This is a genomic window from Streptomyces sp. NBC_00096 (assembly GCF_045041305.1).
Lineage (GTDB): Bacteria > Actinomycetota > Actinomycetes > Streptomycetales > Streptomycetaceae > Streptomyces.
In genome coordinates, this window is record NZ_CP108221.1 from 1,792,869 (window position 1) to 1,808,703 (window position 15,835).

General features: G+C 71.4%; 13 protein-coding genes. 2 read left to right on the top strand and 11 right to left on the bottom strand.

The features are described 5' to 3' along the window. Positions 1–319 precede the first annotated feature (319 nt). Positions 320–1,306, bottom strand: a complete 987-nt coding sequence (locus OG904_RS07445) for a GlxA family transcriptional regulator (protein WP_405488585.1) — start codon at positions 1,304–1,306, stop codon at positions 320–322. A gap of 144 nt (positions 1,307–1,450) precedes the next feature. Between OG904_RS07445 and OG904_RS07450 the strand changes: the two genes are divergently transcribed. Beyond that, positions 1,451–2,377 carry an NADP-dependent oxidoreductase gene (locus tag OG904_RS07450; protein ID WP_405488587.1) on the top strand — a complete coding sequence of 309 codons (927 nt, stop codon included), beginning with the start codon at positions 1,451–1,453 and terminating at the stop codon, positions 2,375–2,377. A gap of 8 nt (positions 2,378–2,385) precedes the next feature. Here the strand turns inward: OG904_RS07450 and mnmA are convergent, their stop codons facing one another. After that, positions 2,386–3,522 (bottom strand): tRNA 2-thiouridine(34) synthase MnmA, encoded by a 1,137-nt coding sequence (mnmA, locus tag OG904_RS07455; RefSeq protein ID WP_405488589.1) that lies wholly within the window; start codon positions 3,520–3,522, stop codon positions 2,386–2,388. Between the two features lie 70 nt (positions 3,523–3,592). Between mnmA and OG904_RS07460 the strand changes: the two genes are divergently transcribed. Next, positions 3,593–4,342, top strand: coding sequence for an N-acetylmuramoyl-L-alanine amidase (locus OG904_RS07460; RefSeq protein WP_405488591.1), 750 nt, complete (start codon positions 3,593–3,595; stop codon positions 4,340–4,342). On the opposite strand, the gene OG904_RS07465 is transcribed toward OG904_RS07460, so the two are convergent. The 9 genes from OG904_RS07465 to OG904_RS07505 all read right to left on the bottom strand — a co-directional run bounded on the left by OG904_RS07465 (position 4,335) and on the right by OG904_RS07505 (position 15,801). Then, entirely contained in the window at positions 4,335–5,498 is a 1,164-nt protein-coding gene (locus tag OG904_RS07465; protein WP_405488593.1) for a cysteine desulfurase family protein, read from the bottom strand. The genes OG904_RS07460 and OG904_RS07465 overlap by 8 nt on opposite strands. Before the next feature lie 998 nt (positions 5,499–6,496). Further along, entirely contained in the window at positions 6,497–7,360 is an 864-nt protein-coding gene (locus tag OG904_RS07470; protein ID WP_405488595.1) for a thioesterase family protein, read from the bottom strand. A 45-nt stretch (positions 7,361–7,405) separates the two neighbouring features. Then, positions 7,406–8,062, bottom strand: a complete 657-nt coding sequence (locus tag OG904_RS07475) for a trimeric intracellular cation channel family protein (protein ID WP_405488597.1) — start codon at positions 8,060–8,062, stop codon at positions 7,406–7,408. A gap of 227 nt (positions 8,063–8,289) precedes the next feature. Next, a complete protein-coding gene (locus tag OG904_RS07480) occupies positions 8,290–9,468 on the bottom strand; it encodes an ABC transporter ATP-binding protein (protein ID WP_405488599.1) in 1,179 nt (392 codons plus the stop codon). Between the two features lie 5 nt (positions 9,469–9,473). Beyond that, positions 9,474–10,595, bottom strand: coding sequence for an ABC transporter ATP-binding protein (locus tag OG904_RS07485; protein WP_405488601.1), 1,122 nt, complete (start codon positions 10,593–10,595; stop codon positions 9,474–9,476). Continuing rightward, positions 10,592–11,590, bottom strand: coding sequence for an ABC transporter permease (locus OG904_RS07490; RefSeq protein ID WP_328300926.1), 999 nt, complete (start codon positions 11,588–11,590; stop codon positions 10,592–10,594). Before OG904_RS07490 ends, OG904_RS07485 begins: the two co-directional genes overlap by 4 nt. A gap of 126 nt (positions 11,591–11,716) precedes the next feature. Continuing rightward, entirely contained in the window at positions 11,717–13,480 is a 1,764-nt protein-coding gene (locus tag OG904_RS07495; RefSeq protein ID WP_405488603.1) for an ABC transporter substrate-binding protein, read from the bottom strand. A gap of 117 nt (positions 13,481–13,597) precedes the next feature. Next, positions 13,598–14,593, bottom strand: coding sequence for an ABC transporter permease (locus OG904_RS07500; protein ID WP_405488605.1), 996 nt, complete (start codon positions 14,591–14,593; stop codon positions 13,598–13,600). Between the two features lie 467 nt (positions 14,594–15,060). Beyond that, positions 15,061–15,801 carry an enhanced serine sensitivity protein SseB C-terminal domain-containing protein gene (locus OG904_RS07505; RefSeq protein WP_405488607.1) on the bottom strand — a complete coding sequence of 247 codons (741 nt, stop codon included), beginning with the start codon at positions 15,799–15,801 and terminating at the stop codon, positions 15,061–15,063. Between the last annotated feature and the right edge of the window lie 34 nt (positions 15,802–15,835).

Genomic DNA, 15,835 nt, shown 5'->3' on the forward strand with positions numbered 1-15,835 from the left:
GTGCCCTTCATGGCCGTCGAGTGGGTTCGGCTCAAGCTCGACCTGGATGTGTTCGACGAATCCCGATTCGAGCCCCGGGTGGTGTCAGGGCGGCCGGCCCGGCAAGTACTCCGAGCGCCCGAACCGCGGCGTCGTTCATTTTCAGCGACAGCATGCTGTGCACGATCGCAGTCGGCGCGCACCGATGCCGCGGCTAGCGGTACTCGATGATGACGAATGCGCAGGTTCCGGAACTCTCGGCCTTCGGTTCGACCTGGGCCGTACTGTCTGCCGGTCACAACCTCCGGGGCCGCCACGGACCGTCACGGACCGTCACGGGTCAGGGCCGCGCCGCCGCCGCGTCGGGCTGGAAGGTGCGGCGGTAGGCGATCGGGGAGACGCCCAGTGCCGTCCGCATGTGCTGGCGCAGCGAGTTGGCGGAGCCGAAGCCCGAGCGGTGGGCGACCAGGTCGACGGGCAGGTCGCTGGACTCCAGCAAGTGGCGGGCCACTTCGAGGCGTTGGCCGGTGAGCCACTGCACCGGGGTCATGCCCACCTCGTCGCGGAACCGCCGGGTGAAGGTGCGCAGGCTCATCCGCGCGTGGGCGGCGAGCTCGGCGAGCGCGATCGGCTCGGCGAGCCGCTCCAGGGCCCAGGCGCGGGTGGCGGTGGTGGTGGCGAGCGTGGGTTCCGGGACGGGCCGGTCGATGTACTGGGCCTGTCCCCCGTCGCGCCACGGCGGTACCACGCACAGCCGCGCGGCCCGGTTCGCCACGGCCGTGCCGTGGTCGCCGCGGATCAGGTACAGGCAGAGGTCGACCCCGGCCGCGACGCCCGCCGAGGTGAGGATGTCCCCGTCGTCGACGAAGAGCACCTCCTCGTCGAGCTTGACGAGCGGGAAGGCCCGCTGGAACTCGGGCGCGTGCACCCAGTGCGTGGTCGCGCGCCGCCCGTCGAGCATCCCGGCGGCGGCGAGGACGGTGGAGCCGGTGCAGATGGAGACGATGCGGGTGCCGGGGCGGATCCCGGCCAGGGCGTCCCTGAGCTCCGGCGGCAGCGGGGCGCCGCGCATCAGCCCGTCCATGGCGTGGGTGGGCGGGACGACCACCGTGTCGGCGGCGGCCAGCGCCTCGGCGCCGGCCCGGACCCCGATGGTGAAGCCGGCGTCGCTGGTCACGGGCGCGCCGTCGGCGGTGCAGACGGTCACTTCGTAGAGCGGCTTCCCGGCCTCGTCGAAGGCGTTTCCGAAGACCCGGGAGGGGATGCCGAGCTCGAACGGGGGAACCCCTTCGAGGGCGAGTACGGCGATGCGGTGCACAGGGGTCATGGCCAGATTCTGTCACATAGTGGCCGTACGGCCAGTTCCACGCGGGGGCACGGGACGTCAGGCTGAGGGCACCGAGCGGAGGAATCCGCCGGGACCTGCACAGACTCCTGCGAAGCGGCAGGAAATCGATCAGAGGAGACATCCATGCGTGCCGTCGTCGTCAGCCAGTGGGGCGGACCGGAAGTACTCACCGAGACCGAGCTGGACCGGCCGGAGCCGGGCCCCGGCGAGATCCTGGTGCGGGTGCACGCGGCGGGCGTGAACCCGGTCGACTGGAAGACCCGCGCCACCGGCGGCCTGATCTCCTGGGGCCCCGTCCCGGCCGTCGGCTGGGACGTGTCCGGCACGGTCGAGGCGGCCGGCCCGGGGGTGACCCTGTTCCAGCCGGGCGACGAGGTCTTCGGCATGCCGCGCTTCCCGCACCAGGCGAGCGCGTACGCCGAGTACGTGACGGCCCCGGCCCGGCACTTCGTCCGCAAGCCCGCGAACATCGACCACACCGGCGCGGCCGCGCTGCCGCTGGCGGCCCTGACCGCCTACCAGGCGCTGCTCGACACGGCGGGGCTCACCGCCGGGCAGCGGGTGCTGATCCACGCGGCGGCGGGCGGCGTGGGCCACCTCGCGGTGCAGATCGCCAAGGCGTACGGGGCGTACGTGATCGGCACCGCCAGCGCCGGCAAGCACGAGCTGCTGCGCTCGCTGGGCGCCGACGAGCTGATCGACTACCGCTCCGCGGACTTCGCCGAGGCGGTCGGCGCGGACGTGGACATCGTGCTGGACTCCGTCGGCGGGGACTACGGGCAGCGCTCGCTGGCCGTCCTCAAGCCCGGCGGGCACCTGGTGACGCTGCCGAGCCCGGACGACGTACCGGCCGAGGCGCCCGGGGTGCACACCGGCTGGACGCTGGTGGAGCCGGACTACGCGGGCCTCAAGGCCGTGGCCGCACTGGTGGCGGACGGCCGGCTGCGGCCGGTCGTCGACACGGTGCTGCCGCTCGCCGAGGCGGCGAAGGCCCACGAGATCGGCGAGCGCGGGCGCACCACCGGCAAGATCGTGCTGACGGTGGCCTGAGCCCCGGCTCAGACCGCGGCTGCCGCAGCCCGGGTGGTCGTCGCGATCGTGGCGGAGCCGACCACGCGGGTGCCGTCGTAGAGGACGATCGCCTGGCCGGGGGCGACGCCGCGGACCGCCTCGGTGAAGCGGACGCTGAGCTCGCCCTCCACCAGCTCGGCGAAGACCTCGGTCTCGCCGCCGTGGGCGCGCAGCTGTGCGGTGTACGTCCCCGGGGCGGCGGCGGTGGAGCCGCACCAGCGGGGGCGGATCGCGGTGAGGGCGGTGACGTCGAGGGCCTCGACGGGGCCGACGGTGACGGTGTTGTTCACCGGGGAGATGTCGAGGACGTAGCGCGGCTTGCCGTCGGGGGCCGGGTGGCCGATCCGCAGGCCCTTGCGCTGGCCGATGGTGAAGCCGAAGGCGCCCTCGTGGGTGCCGACCTTCTCACCGGTGGCCTCGTCGACGATGTCGCCCTCGGCCTTGCCCAGGCGGTTCGCGAGGAAGCCCTGGGTGTCCCCGTCGGCGATGAAGCAGATGTCGTGGCTGTCGGGCTTCTTCGCGACGGCCAGGCCGCGCTCTTCGGCCTCGGCGCGGATCTCTTCCTTGGTGGTGAGGGTGTCACCGAGCGGGAAGAGCGCGTGGGCGAGCTGCTTCTCGTCGAGGACGCCGAGGACGTAGGACTGGTCCTTGGCCATGTCCGAGGCGCGGTGCAGCTCGCGGGAGCCGTCCTCGTTCAGCACGACGGTGGCGTAGTGGCCGGTGCACACGGCGTCGAAGCCGAGGGCAAGGGCCTTGTCGAGCAGCGCCGCGAACTTGATCTTCTCGTTGCAGCGCAGGCACGGGTTCGGGGTGCGCCCGGCCTCGTACTCGGCGATGAAGTCCTCGACGACGTCCTCGCGGAAGCGCTCGGCGAGGTCCCAGACGTAGAAGGGGATGCCGATGACGTCGGCGGCGCGACGGGCGTCGCGGGAGTCCTCGATCGTGCAGCAGCCGCGGGCACCGGTCCGGAAGGACTGCGGGTTCGCGGAGAGGGCGAGGTGGACACCGGTCACGTCGTGTCCGGCCGCGACCGCGCGGGCGGCGGCGACGGCGGAGTCCACGCCGCCGGACATGGCGGCCAGGACGCGAAGGGGGCGGGGACCGCTCGGCAGGTTCTCAGTCATAGCACCGTCCAGAGTACGGGGGAACCGCGCCGGGTCACAGCGCGTTGTCGGGTGCAGGGGGTGGATCACCATGGGGAGCAAGGGCGACAAGGGCGGTACGGGCAGGTCGGGCGGCTCGGGTGGCAAGGGCGGCAGGGGCGGTACGGGCAGCTCGGGCGGCAAGGGCGGTACGGGCGCCGGGCGGCCGCGGCGGACCCGCAGGGCGGTGCTGTTCGGCGGGCTGGGGGTCTTCGCGGTGGCGGCGGTCGCCGGGCGCGACGAGCTCGGGCGGGCCTGGTGGCTGCTGCCGGGGGTGTCCAAGCCGCGGCAGGAGGGTGCGCTGGACCACGCGGGGGCGACGTGGACGGCCGCCTCTCCGGCGAACTGGCGGCTGGCGGACCGGCCCGCCGACTACCGGGTGGACCGGATCGTCGTCCATGTCACACAGGGCAGCTTCGAATCGTCGGTGGACGCCTTCAGGAACCCCTTCCACAGGGCTTCGGCGCACTACATAGTCGGCCAGGACGGCCACGTGGAGCAGATGGTGCGCGAGCTCGACGTCGCCTTCCACTCGGGCAGCCGCTCGATGAACGAGCGCAGCGTCGGCATCGAGCACGTCGGGTTCGTGGACCGGCCGCAGGACTTCACGGACGCGATGTACGGGGCTTCGGCGCGGCTCGCCGCCGACATCTGCCGGAGGTACGGCATACCCGCCGACCGCAAACACGTCCTCGGGCACTCCGAGGTGCCGGGCGCCGACCACACGGACCCCGGGCCCCACTGGGACTGGAGCCGGTACATCCGCATGATCGGCGAAGAGCTGGCCCGGGCCGCTAGCTGAGTCCGGCCGTACGGGCCCGGGCCACGGCGGGCCCGATGGCGGCGGCGACCGCTTCCACATCGGCCTTCGTGGAGGTGTGGCCGAGGGAGAAGCGCAGGGTGCCCCGGGCCAGGCGCGGGTCGGTGCCGGTGGCCAGCAGGACATGGCTGGGCTGCGCCACGCCCGCCGTGCAGGCGGAGCCGGTGGAGCACTCGATGCCCTGGGCGTCGAGCAGGAGCAGCAGGGAGTCCCCCTCGCAGCCGGGGAAGCTGAAGTGGGCGTTGGCGGGAAGCCGGCCGGCGGGGTCGCCGCCCAGGACCGCGTCGGGGACCTCGCGGAGCACGGCAGTGACGAGTGCGTCGCGCAGGGCGCCGATCTCGGTGGCGAACCGTTCGCGCCGCTCGGCGGCGAGTACGGCGGCCACCGCGAAGGCGGCGATGGCCGGGACGTCGAGGGTGCCCGAGCGGACGTGCCGCTCCTGGCCGCCGCCGTGCAGGACGGGTACGGGGGTCTGGTCGCGGCCGAGCAGCAGCGCGCCGATCCCGTACGGTCCGCCGACCTTGTGGCCGCTGACGGTCATGGCGGCGAGGCCGCTGTCGCCGAAGCGGACGTCGAGCTGGCCGAAGGCCTGGACGGCGTCGGAGTGCAGCGGGATGCCGGACTCGCGGGCGATGGCGGCCAGTTCGGCGATCGGCATGACGGTGCCGATCTCGTTGTTGGCCCACATGACGGTGGCGAGGGCGACGTCGTCGGGGTTGCGCTCGATCGCCTCGCGGAAGGCCTCCGGGTGCACACGGCCGTAGGCGTCCACGGGGAGGTACTCGACCTGGGCGCCCTCGTGCTCGGCGAGCCAGTGCACGGCGTCGAGGACGGCGTGGTGCTCGACGGGGCTCGCGAGGACGCGGGTCCGGGCGGGATCGGCGTCGCGGCGGGCCCAGTAGAGCCCCTTGACGGCGAGGTTGTCGGCCTCCGTGCCACCGGCGGTGAAGACCACCTCGCTCGGACGGGCCCCGAGGGCGTCGGCGAGGGCCTCGCGGGCCTCCTCGACGGTGCGGCGGGCGCGGCGGCCGGCGGCATGCAGGGAGGAGGCGTTGCCGGTGACGGCGAACTGCGCGGTCATCGCCGCAGCGGCCTCCGGGAGCATCGGAGTGGTGGCGGCGTGGTCGAGGTAGGCCATGATCCCCCGATTCTACGAGTCCCCCGTGCCGCCGATCCCCCCGCCGCCGCCTTACGCCCCGCCGAGGGAACCCGGACCCCACCGCCCCGGGCCGATCCGGGCGGGGCCCCGCGGCCGGTACCGGCCGATCGGAGTGGAATCGTGCTGCCGGTGCACCCGCACCGGCACCGCCGATCCGGGTGGAACCCCGCTCCCGATGCGCCCGTACCGACGCCGCCCGATCCGCGTGGAACCCCGCTCCCGGTGCACCCGCATCGGCACCGCCCGATCCGCGCGGAACCCCGCTCCCCGTGCGCCCGTACCGACGCCGGCCGATCCGAGTGGAACCGCGCTCCCGATGCGTCCGTACCGGCGCCGGCCGATCCGGGTCCCGGGCGGGACCCTCGGCCCCGCGCCGGGCCCGGGCGCAGGCTGCGGACGTCGCGCTGCGCGGGGCTTCATCCCCTATCCGCCCTTCGCCCGTTCCCCGGAGCTCCGCCCCGGACCCGATGCCATGTGCGGCACCGCTCCGGGGGCCAGCCCCCGCACCCCCGCGCCTCAAACGCCGGCGGGGCTGGATTTTCCAGCCCCGCCGGCGTTTGAGGCGACCCTCCAGCCCGTCCGGCGTTTGAGGACCGGGTCCGGGCAGCGCCCGGGGAACGGGCGAAGGGCGGGTAGGGGAACTCCGCCCCGCAGGGCAGACCAGCCGCACCCGCCAACGGACCTCGCACCGGCACAGCCGGAGCCGCGCCCGGGCATCGGGCCCCGTGCCAGGACGGCCGGAGCCGCGCCCGGGCTTCGGACCCCGTGCCAGGACGGCCGGAGCCGCGCTCGGGCTTCGGACCCCGTGCCAGGACGGCTGCGGCCACACCCGCGCATCGGGCCCCGCGCCAGGACGGCCGGGGCCGCGCCCGGGCATCGGGGTGGGGCGGTGGGGGCGCGAGTGTGAGCAGGATCGGCGGGCGGAGTCGGGCGGAGCGGTTCGAAGCCCGGGAGGCGCGCCAGGGTCGAGCGGCGCGTTACGAGGAAGTCGCGCGCGGGGCGCGAGCCAGCTGGCGGGACTGGGCCACCAGGCGGTCCGCCGAGTCCCAGACCTCCGCGTCCTCCTCCAGGAAGCCCCCCGCCAGGTTCCGGGTGGTGATCGAGACCCGGAGCGGGCCGGGAGCCGGACGGTGGCGGATGTGGGTGGTGAGTTCCACCGTCGGGGTCCAGCCGAGCAGGCCGAGGTCGAAGGAGGTCGGCGGGAGCGCGTCCACCGCGAGGAGGAGGGAGAAGGGGTCCGCGTCGCGCCCGTCGGCGAGCTCGAACCAGGACCGCATCTCGCCCTTGCGCGACGGCTGCCCGACCGCCCAGCCGGCCGTCGCCGGGTCCAGTCGCAGCCGGAGCCGGTCGACGATCGCCGAGCTGCCGGGGATCGGGGCCGGGCCGGCCTCGGGGCCGAGGCAGTCCTCGTAGGCGGGGATGACGGGCGGGAGGGCCGTGGTGTGGACGGCGTCCGGGAGCGCCGCGAGCTCCCCGTACGAGGCCAGGACGCGGATCCGCTCGATCTCGGCGCCGTTCTCGTCGTACTGGAAGAGCGAGGCCTGGCCGGTGGAGAGCGTGCGGCCGACGCGGACGACCTCGGTGCGGATCACGGCGGGGCCGGGCACGGAGGAGGTCAGGTAGTGCGCGGAGACCGTGAAGGGATCCGGGTGCGGCAGGGCCGCCGACAGGGCGCGGCCCACGAGGGCCAGCAGGTAGCCGCCGTTGACGGCGGTGATGATCGTCCACCCGGCGGAGAGGTTCGCGTCGTACACCCCGGGCTCGCCCGCGCGGGCGCTGATGGCGGTGTCGCGGTCGAACTCGCTGTCGCCGATGGAGGCCTTGGCAGCTGCGTGTGACATGGAACGACGGTACACCGGCTACCTACTAAGCGGTAGCTTTTTCTGCTAGGGCTCCTCCGCCACCGACGAGCGGCGGTTCCACGCGAGCGGGGCCCGCCAGTGGTAGCGGATCGCCAGGAGCCGCAGCACGAAGGTGGTGATGATCGCCAGGCCGGTGGTGAGGCCGTTCAGGGCATCGAAGCTGATGAAGAGCGCCACCATCGAGGCGCCGATGACGGCCGGCACGGCGTACATCTCCCGGTCGCGCAGCAGCGACGGCACCTCGTTGACGAGCACGTCGCGCAGGACGCCGCCGCCGACGGCCGTCGCCAGGCCGAGCGCGGCGGACGCGGTGAGGCCGAGGCCGTACTCGTACGCCTTGGTCGTGCCCGTCACGCAGAACAGCCCGAGGCCGGCCGCGTCGAAGACGTTGATGGCGCGGTTGATGCGCTGGACCTCGGGGTGCAGGAAGAAGACGAGCGCGGCGGCGATCAGGGGCGTGACGAAGAAGCCGAGGTCGCCGAAGGCCGCGGCGGGGGTGGCACCGATGACCAGGTCGCGGAAGAGGCCGCCGCCGAGGGCGGTGACCAGCGCGAGGACGGCGATGCCGAAGACGTCGAAGTTCTTGCGTACGGCGAGGAGGGCGCCGGCCGTGGCGAAGACGAAGATGCCCGCGAGGTCCAGGGCGTGCTGGATTCCGGGCGGGAAGAGGTCGTGGAGCACGGGGTCATTCTGCCGGTCGCCTGGCGGCGGGCTGGTACGGGTGGGGCTCGGGCCCCCGCCCGGGGTGTTGCCGGGCCCCGGGCCGGCCCGCGGCGACACCCCTGTGGGGGCGGATCAGGGCCGGGTGCGGCGCCGTTGCCGGGGGCTCCGCCCCCGAACCCCCGCGCCTCAATCGCCGGCGGGGCTGATCTTTGCCCGGCGGGGTCGTGGCCCCGCCGGGCACGGGGTCAGGGTGTCGGGGTTGTGGTTGCCGCGTCCGTGCCCGGGAGGGACGGGTCGCCCGGGGCCTGGTCCGGGGCGTTTTCCGGGTGGTGGCAGGCCACCTGGTGGCCGGTCTTCAGGGCGACCAGCGGGGGCTCCTGTGTCGTGCAGATCTGGGTCGCCTTCCAGCACCGGGTGTGGAACCGGCAGCCGGAGGGAGGGGAGATCGGCGAAGGGACGTCGCCCTTGAGCAGGATGCGGCCGCTCTTGACCCCGCGCCGCCGCGGGTCCGGCACCGGCACCGCCGACATCAGGGCCGTGGTGTACGGGTGCATCGGGGCCGTGTAGAGCGACTTGTTGTCGGCCAGCTCGACGATCTTGCCGAGGTACATGACGGCGATGCGGTCCGACACGTGCCGGATGACCGACAGGTCGTGCGCGATGATCACGTACGTGAGGCCGAGCTCCTCCTGGAGGTCGTCCAGCAGGTTGACCACCTGGGCCTGGATCGAGACGTCGAGGGCCGAGACCGGCTCGTCGGCCACGACCAGCTTCGGCTTCAGGGCCAGGGCGCGCGCGATGCCGATGCGCTGGCGCTGGCCGCCGGAGAACTCGTGCGGGTAGCGGTTGTAGTGCTCCGGGTTGAGGCCCACCAGGGAGAGGAGGCGCTGCACCTCCGCCTTCAGGCCGCCTTCGGGCTGGACGCCCTGGAGCTTGAAGGGGGCGCCGACGATGGTGCCCACCGTGTGCCGCGGGTTCAGCGAGCCGTACGGGTCCTGGAAGATCATCTGCACGTCACGGCGGAGCGGGCGCATGCCCGCGACGCTCAGGTGCGTGATGTCCTTGCCCTCGAACTCGATCTTCCCGCTGGTCGGTTCGAGCAGCCGCATGAGCAGCCGGCCCATCGTGGACTTGCCGCAGCCGGACTCGCCGACGATGCCGAGGGTCTCACCGCGCCGGACGTCGAAGTCGATGCCGTCGACGGCCTTCACGGCCCCGGCCTGGCGGCGCAGCAGCCCCTTGGAGATGGGGAAGTGCTTGACCAGTCCGGTCACCCTCAGCAGCGGCTCCGGGGAGTCCACCGCCTGTGCGGGGAGCACGACGCCGGTGGATTCCGACGTCTCGGCGTTGTCGGGCACGTCGTTGTCGGGCACGTCGTTGTTGGGCACGTCGTTGTTGGGCACGTCGTTGTTGGGCACAGCCATTTCGGTCACAGCTTCGGCGCAATCTCTTCGGTCCAGATCCGGTCCCGCTGCTCCGGGGAGAGGTGACAGGCGGCCCAGTGGCGGCCGGCGCCCTCCGCCGATCGGTCGACCAGGGCCAGTTCGGGCCGCACGGTGCGCGTGACGTCGTCCTTGGGCAGGTCGGCGTAGGGGCACCGGGGGTTGAAGGCGCAGCCGCTCGGGATGTTGATGAGGCTGGGCGGCGAGCCCTTGACCGGGATGAGGCGCTCGGTCTGGTCCCGGTCGATGCGCGGCATGGAGCCGAGCAGTCCCCAGGTGTACGGGTGGCGGGGTTCGTAGAACACCTTCTCGGCGCTGCCCCGCTCCACGCAGCGGCCGCCGTACATCACGAGGAGGTCGTCGGCCATCTCGGCGACCACGCCGAGGTCGTGCGTGATCATGATGACCGCGGAGCCGAACTCCTTCTGCAGGTCACGGATCAGGTCGAGGATCTGCGCCTGGACGGTGACGTCGAGGGCGGTGGTCGGCTCGTCCGCGATGAGCAGGTCGGGGTTGTTGACCAGCGCCATCGCGATCATCGCGCGCTGGCGCATGCCGCCGGAGAACTCGTGCGGGTAGCTGTCGACCCGCTTGTGCGGTTCGGGGATGCCCACGCGGTCCAGGAGGTCGACGGCCCGCTTGCGGGCGGTCTTCTTGTCGGCCTTGTTGTGGACCCGGTAGGCCTCGGCGATCTGCTTTCCGACGGTGAAGTACGGGTGCATCGCCGACAGCGGGTCCTGGAAGATCATCGCGATCTCCTTGCCGCGGAGCTTGCGCACCTCGTCCTCGGGGCTGGACAGCAGTTCCTTGCCGTCGAGCCAGATCTCGCCGGAGATCCGGGCCCGCTGGCGGCCGTACTGGCCCACCCGGTGCAGTCCCATGATGCCCAGCGAGGTCACCGATTTGCCGGAGCCGGACTCGCCGACGATGCCGAGGGTCTTGCCCTTCTCCAGCGTGAAGGAGAGCCCGTCGACCGACTTGACCAGGCCGTCTTCCGTGGGGAAGTGCACCTTGAGGTCGCGTACGTCGAGGAACGCGGTGGCCGGTGCGCCGGAGGCGACGGGCTCGTTCGGTGCGCCCGTCACGGCGGGCGTCGTCGAATCGGTCATGACAGCCTCACTCGGGGGTCGATCACCGCGTACAGGAGGTCGACGACGAGGTTGGCGGCGACGACGAAGAAGGCGGCGATCAGGGTGATGCCGAGAATGACCGGCAGATCGTGATCGCTGATGGCGCGGACGGCGTTGTAGCCGAGGCCGTGCAGCGAGAAGGTGCTCTCGGTCAGGACCGCACCGCCCACCAGGGCGCCCAGGTCGAGGCCCAGGACGGTCAGGATCGGGGTCATGGTCGAGCGCATCGCGTGCTTGCCGATGACGACGGGTTCCGTCAGCCCCTTGGCGCGCGCGGTGCGGATGTAGTCCTCGTTGAGGACCTCGAGCATGGTCGCGCGGGTGAGTCGCGCGTACATCGCCGCGTAGAGGAAGGCGAGCGAGATCCACGGCAGCATCATGCCGTTGAACCACGCCCCCGGATCCTCGGCGAAGGTCTTGCTCGGCCTCTCGAACCAGCCGAGCTGGTCGGAGAAGACGGCGATGGCGAGCATGCCGGTGAAGTAGATCGGCAGGGAGACGCCGGCGAGGGCCAGGCCCATCGCCGAACGGTCCAGGACCGTACCGCGCTTGAGGGCGGAGATGATGCCGGTGGCGACACCGCCGATCACCCAGAGCACGACGGCGCCGGCGGCGAGCGAGAGGGTGACGGGCAGCCAGTCGGTCAGCAGCGGCCACACCTCCTGCTCGGTCTTGAAGGAGTAGCCGAAGCAGGGCGCGGCGCATTGCGTGACGTCGTTGCCGTTGGCGTACGTACGACCCGCCACCAGCCCGACGACGAACTTGCCGAACTGGACGAGGATCGGGTCGTCGAGACCCATCTTCTGCCGGATGCCCTCGATGGCGGCGGGGTCGGACTGCTTGCCGACGAAGTACAGGGCAGGGTCCGTCCCGATCAGCTTCGGGAAGAGGAAGAAGATTCCGAAGGTCACCAGCGTGATGACCAACAGCATGACGATGACGGCGAAGATCCGCCGGATGAGATATGCAAGCACTGCGCTCGGCCTGGCTGCGGCCCGGGGGCGCCCCCTTCTGGAGAGCGTCCCCGAGCCGCCACCGCGGCCATCACCTGCCCTTCGTGCCTAGCGGGTGTGGCACTGGAACTGAATCGGACGGTTTGTCTACTGGACGCCGAGCGAGGCGTAGTCGTACCGGCCGTTGTACGCGTCGGTGGTGTAGACGTTGGTCAGGCGGCTGGAGCGCCACGAGATCGTCTTGTCGTAGACGAAGGGCAGGTAGACCGCGGCCTCGGAGACCTTCTGGTTCATCTGCTTGTAGATGTCACCGGCCTTGGCCGGGTCGGTCTCCGCGATGGCCTTGTCGAACAGGGCGTTGATCGCCGGGTCGTTCAGCTCGGAGAAGTTGTTGTTGCCGCTCTGCAGGATGAAGCGACCGTCGACCAGCGGCTGGGAGAAGCCCTGACCGGTCGGGAAGTCGGCGCCCCAGCCCATGATGATGATGCCGTAGCCCTTCTCCTTGACGACCTTCGGCGAACCGATGATGCCGGAGGTCTGGGCGCCGTCGAACTGGTCGACGTCGGCCTCGATGCCGACCTGCTTCAGGGCGTTCTGCAGGGAGACGGCCGTGGCGACCTCGACCGGCTTGTTGTTGCGGACCGCGATGGTGGTCTTGAAGCCGCTCTCCTTGCCACAGGCCTTCAGGGCGGCCTTGGCCTTCTCGGTGTCCGGCTTGCCGTCGTTCGTCAGGACGCCGTACGGGTCGTACTTGGCGTCGGAGCCCTTGATGCCGAGCGGCAGCATGTTGGGGGCGATGTCACCACCGGCCTGCGGGCCGCCGCGGGCGGTCTGCAGGGACTTGTGGTCGGCCGCGTAGATGACGGCCTTGCGGCACTCGATGTTGTCGAACGGCGCGACGGTCTGCGGCATGACGGCGTACCGGATGAAGCCGGTCTGGCCGTTGTCCAGGTTGTCCTTGTGCTCCTTCAGCGCGGTGGCGCGGGCCGCCTGGCCGATGCCGGTCGCGTTGATGTCCAGGTCGAACTCGCCGTTCATCAGGCGCTTGTCCATGTCGTCGGCGTTCGCCATGAACGTGACCGAGATGGAGTCCGGGAGCGCCGTGCGGATCTTGTCCGACTCGGGCTTCCAGTTCGCGTTGCGCGAGAGCTTCATGCTCTTGTTGGGCTCGTACGTGTCGATCTTGTACGGGCCGCTGGAGAAGGGCTTGAGACCGTACTTGGCCGCGGTGTCCTTGTCCTGCTTGACCGGGCTGGCGGCCGGCATGGCCAGCATCTGCTCGAAGTCGCCGTTGGGCGCGGGGAGCTTGAAGACGATGGTCTTCGCGTCCGGGGTCTCGATCGCCTTGAGGCCGAGCTTGTCCGGGCTGGTGTCCTTGTACGGACCCGGGTACTCGGTCTTCGGGTCGAGGACCTGCATCAGGTAGACCGGGCCGCCGGAGATGACGTCCTGGGCCCAGGTGCGCTCGATGCCGTACTTGATGTCCTGGGCGGTGATGGGGGTGCCATCCTCCCAGGTCACGTTGTCCTTGAGGGTGTACTTGTAGGTCTTGCCGCCGTCGCTGATCTCCGCGTTCGCGGTGGCCAGGTCGGGGACCAGCTCGGTGCTCTTGGAGCCCGGCTCCGCCTTGAAGCTGATCAGCTGGCGGGTGTAGTAGCGCGAGAAGTCCCACATGAAGCCGTAGTAACCGCGCTGCGGGTCCCACGAGTCGGCTTCCTGGGTGCCGACGAACTTGAGCTCGCCGCCCTTCTTGGTCCCGGCGTTGGCGACCTTGCCTATGGCGGCGTTGAAGCCGGCCGACGCGGACGGCTTCTCGTCCTTCTTGCCGCCGTCGCTGCCGCCACAGGCGGTCGCGGCCAGCATCGTCGCGAGCACGAGCGCCGTGCCGGCGGCAAGCTTGCGCTTGGACATGCGATGGGTAGTCACGATGCTCGCAACCCTCCGTTGTGATTCCGGTTTCGAAGCCGGGTCCGGTGTGCCGTGTGGTTCTGACCTGCGGGTGACCTGCGGGATGCCCTGCGGGGTCGGCTAACGGGAGCCCTTCGGGTCGAGGGCGTCGCGGACGCCGTCGCCGAAGAGGTTGAAGGCCAGTACGGTGATGAAGATCGCCGTACCGGGGAAGATCATGAAGAGCGGATCGTCCTCGTAGGTCCGCACGGCCGTCGACAGGGTCTCGCCCCAGGACGGCGTGGGCGGCTTGACGCCGACGCCCAGGAAGCTGAGCGCCGCCTCGGTCAGCACGTTGGTGGGGATCATCAGCGTCGTGTAGACGGTGATCGGCGCCACCAGGTTCGGGAGCAGCTCGCGGAAGAGGATGTACGCCCGTCCCGCGCCCAGGCTGCGCGCGGCCTCGACGTACTCCCGCTCGCGCAGCGACAGGGTCTGCCCGCGGACGATGCGGCCGATGTAGGGCCACCCGAAGAAGCCGATGACCAGGATCAGGACCCACATCCGCAGGTTCGAACCCTCCACGCCCCAGAGGCTGTTGGGGACGACCGAGACGAGGGCGATGATGAAGAGCAGCTGCGGGAAGGCCAGCAGCAGGTCCATCACGCGGCTGATGATCGTGTCGACCCAGCCGCCGAAGTAGCCGGAGACGACGCCGAACAGGGTGCCGAGCCCGACCGCCACGGCGGCGGACAGGAAGGCGACCAGCAGGGAGATGCGGGCGCCGTAGACGATCCGGCTGAACACGTCGCGGCCGTTGACCGGCTCGATGCCGAGCAGGAAGTCGCCGCTCATTCCGCCGCGGGGGCCGGCCGGCAGGCCGAGCAGCGGGTCGAGGAGATCCTCGTGCGGCTCCTCCGGCGGGTGGCCGAGGACCGAGACGATCAGCGGCGCGAAGACTGCGACGAGGATCAGCAGGAGCACGACGACACCGCCGGCCAGCGCGACCTTGTCGCGCTTGAGCCGCGTCCAGGCGATGCGGCCGGGCGAGCGGCCTTCGATGGCCTTGGCGGGGACGTCGGCTACGGACACGGGTGCGGGTGTCTCCGCGCTCATGTCGTGCAGTGGTGCCGTCATCGTGGTGGGGACCCCTCTCGGCCGACGGGTGGGCCGGCCCATGCCCGCCGCTGTGGCGGCGTTGGTGCGGAGTGGCGCTCGGAGTGCGAGGTGCTGCAGGTACTGCAGGTACTGCGAGTACTGCGAGGTACTGCGGGGTACTGCTCGCGGATTTCCTGTGGCGGAGTCGCTCTCGGAGGACTGACCCCGCTCTTGGGTGGGGAGTCTTCATCGGGCGCTCGATCAGCCGCCAGACCCGCAGGTGAATGGATGCGCAACCGTGATCTGAGGGTCGAGTTCCCGTTATCCGGACTTCACTCCCAGCTCAGCGGAGCAAGACCGTCTGTTCGGTACGGAATCGGACATGGCGCCCAACTCGGCGTACTAGCATGCCTATTGGGCGTACATCAGTGTCGAAATCAGGACAACGCAAAGGCCGCACGGAACGACTGTTCCGTACGGCCTCGGGCTGACTTGGCTGCGATGTCTCAGTAGGCGGGCGCCTGTCCCTCACGGTCGTAGAAGGGCCTGGTTTGCGCCCTCAGCCACATCGCCACCGGATCGTGCTCGTCCGCGAGCGCGACCGTGCACACGGGCACGCCCTCGGGGACCGCGCCGACCGACTGGCGCATCATCTCGCGTACGGATTCCAGCGCGTGCGCGGAGGCGTCGTACAGGTCGAGCCCGACGGCGAGGTACGGGGATCCCAGCGCGGGCTGCACCCAGGCGCGGCGCAGCGAGCGCACGGCGGGGGTGCGGTGCGCGTGCTGCGTGAGCAGCCCGTAGAACTGCGGGAGCTCGATGGCGGGTTCGGACAGCCGCAGCGGGCCGGCCGGCATCCGGTCCAGGCCGGTGGCGATCCGGCGCAGGTCGGCCCAGGGGATGCCGACGCCGCCGCCCTGGGCGTGCGGATTGAGCCACAGCCCCCAGCGGTCGGGGTACAGGGCGCGGGCGATGTCCCGGCCGGTGACCACCTCGTACCCGCGGTTCCAGCCGCTGACGGCCAGCTCCTGCGGGGAGGTCGCGCAGGGCGCGTACCCGAGGCCCTCGACCTCCATGCCGCCGTACTGGGCGTCCGGGGAGCCGGGCCGCCCCTGCCAGAGCAGCATCCACAGCCGTCCCTCGGCCAGGGCGTGCAGAAGGGACTCGTAGCTCTCGTAGCGCCCGGGAGTCACCTGGCGCAGCATGTGCTCGACCTGCCCGACCGCGGCCGTGCCTGACGCACTCACCCGGTACCCCTCTTCGTTTCTTCGTCCGCCCGTC

Bases quoted from the DNA above. Each gene is read 5' to 3' on its own strand.
- OG904_RS07445 (WP_405488585.1), bottom strand. From the start codon at position 1,306: ATGACCCCTGTGCACCGCATCGCCGTACTCGCCCTCGAAGGGGTTCCC.
- OG904_RS07450 (WP_405488587.1), top strand. From the start codon at position 1,451: ATGCGTGCCGTCGTCGTCAGCCAGTGGGGCGGACCGGAAGTACTCACC.
- mnmA (WP_405488589.1), bottom strand. From the start codon at position 3,522: ATGACTGAGAACCTGCCGAGCGGTCCCCGCCCCCTTCGCGTCCTGGCC.
- OG904_RS07460 (WP_405488591.1), top strand. From the start codon at position 3,593: ATGGGGAGCAAGGGCGACAAGGGCGGTACGGGCAGGTCGGGCGGCTCG.
- OG904_RS07465 (WP_405488593.1), bottom strand. From the start codon at position 5,498: ATGGCCTACCTCGACCACGCCGCCACCACTCCGATGCTCCCGGAGGCC.
- OG904_RS07470 (WP_405488595.1), bottom strand. From the start codon at position 7,360: ATGTCACACGCAGCTGCCAAGGCCTCCATCGGCGACAGCGAGTTCGAC.
- OG904_RS07480 (WP_405488599.1), bottom strand. From the start codon at position 9,468: ATGGCTGTGCCCAACAACGACGTGCCCAACAACGACGTGCCCAACAAC.
- OG904_RS07485 (WP_405488601.1), bottom strand. From the start codon at position 10,595: ATGACCGATTCGACGACGCCCGCCGTGACGGGCGCACCGAACGAGCCC.
- OG904_RS07495 (WP_405488603.1), bottom strand. From the start codon at position 13,480: ATGTCCAAGCGCAAGCTTGCCGCCGGCACGGCGCTCGTGCTCGCGACG.
- OG904_RS07500 (WP_405488605.1), bottom strand. From the start codon at position 14,593: ATGACGGCACCACTGCACGACATGAGCGCGGAGACACCCGCACCCGTG.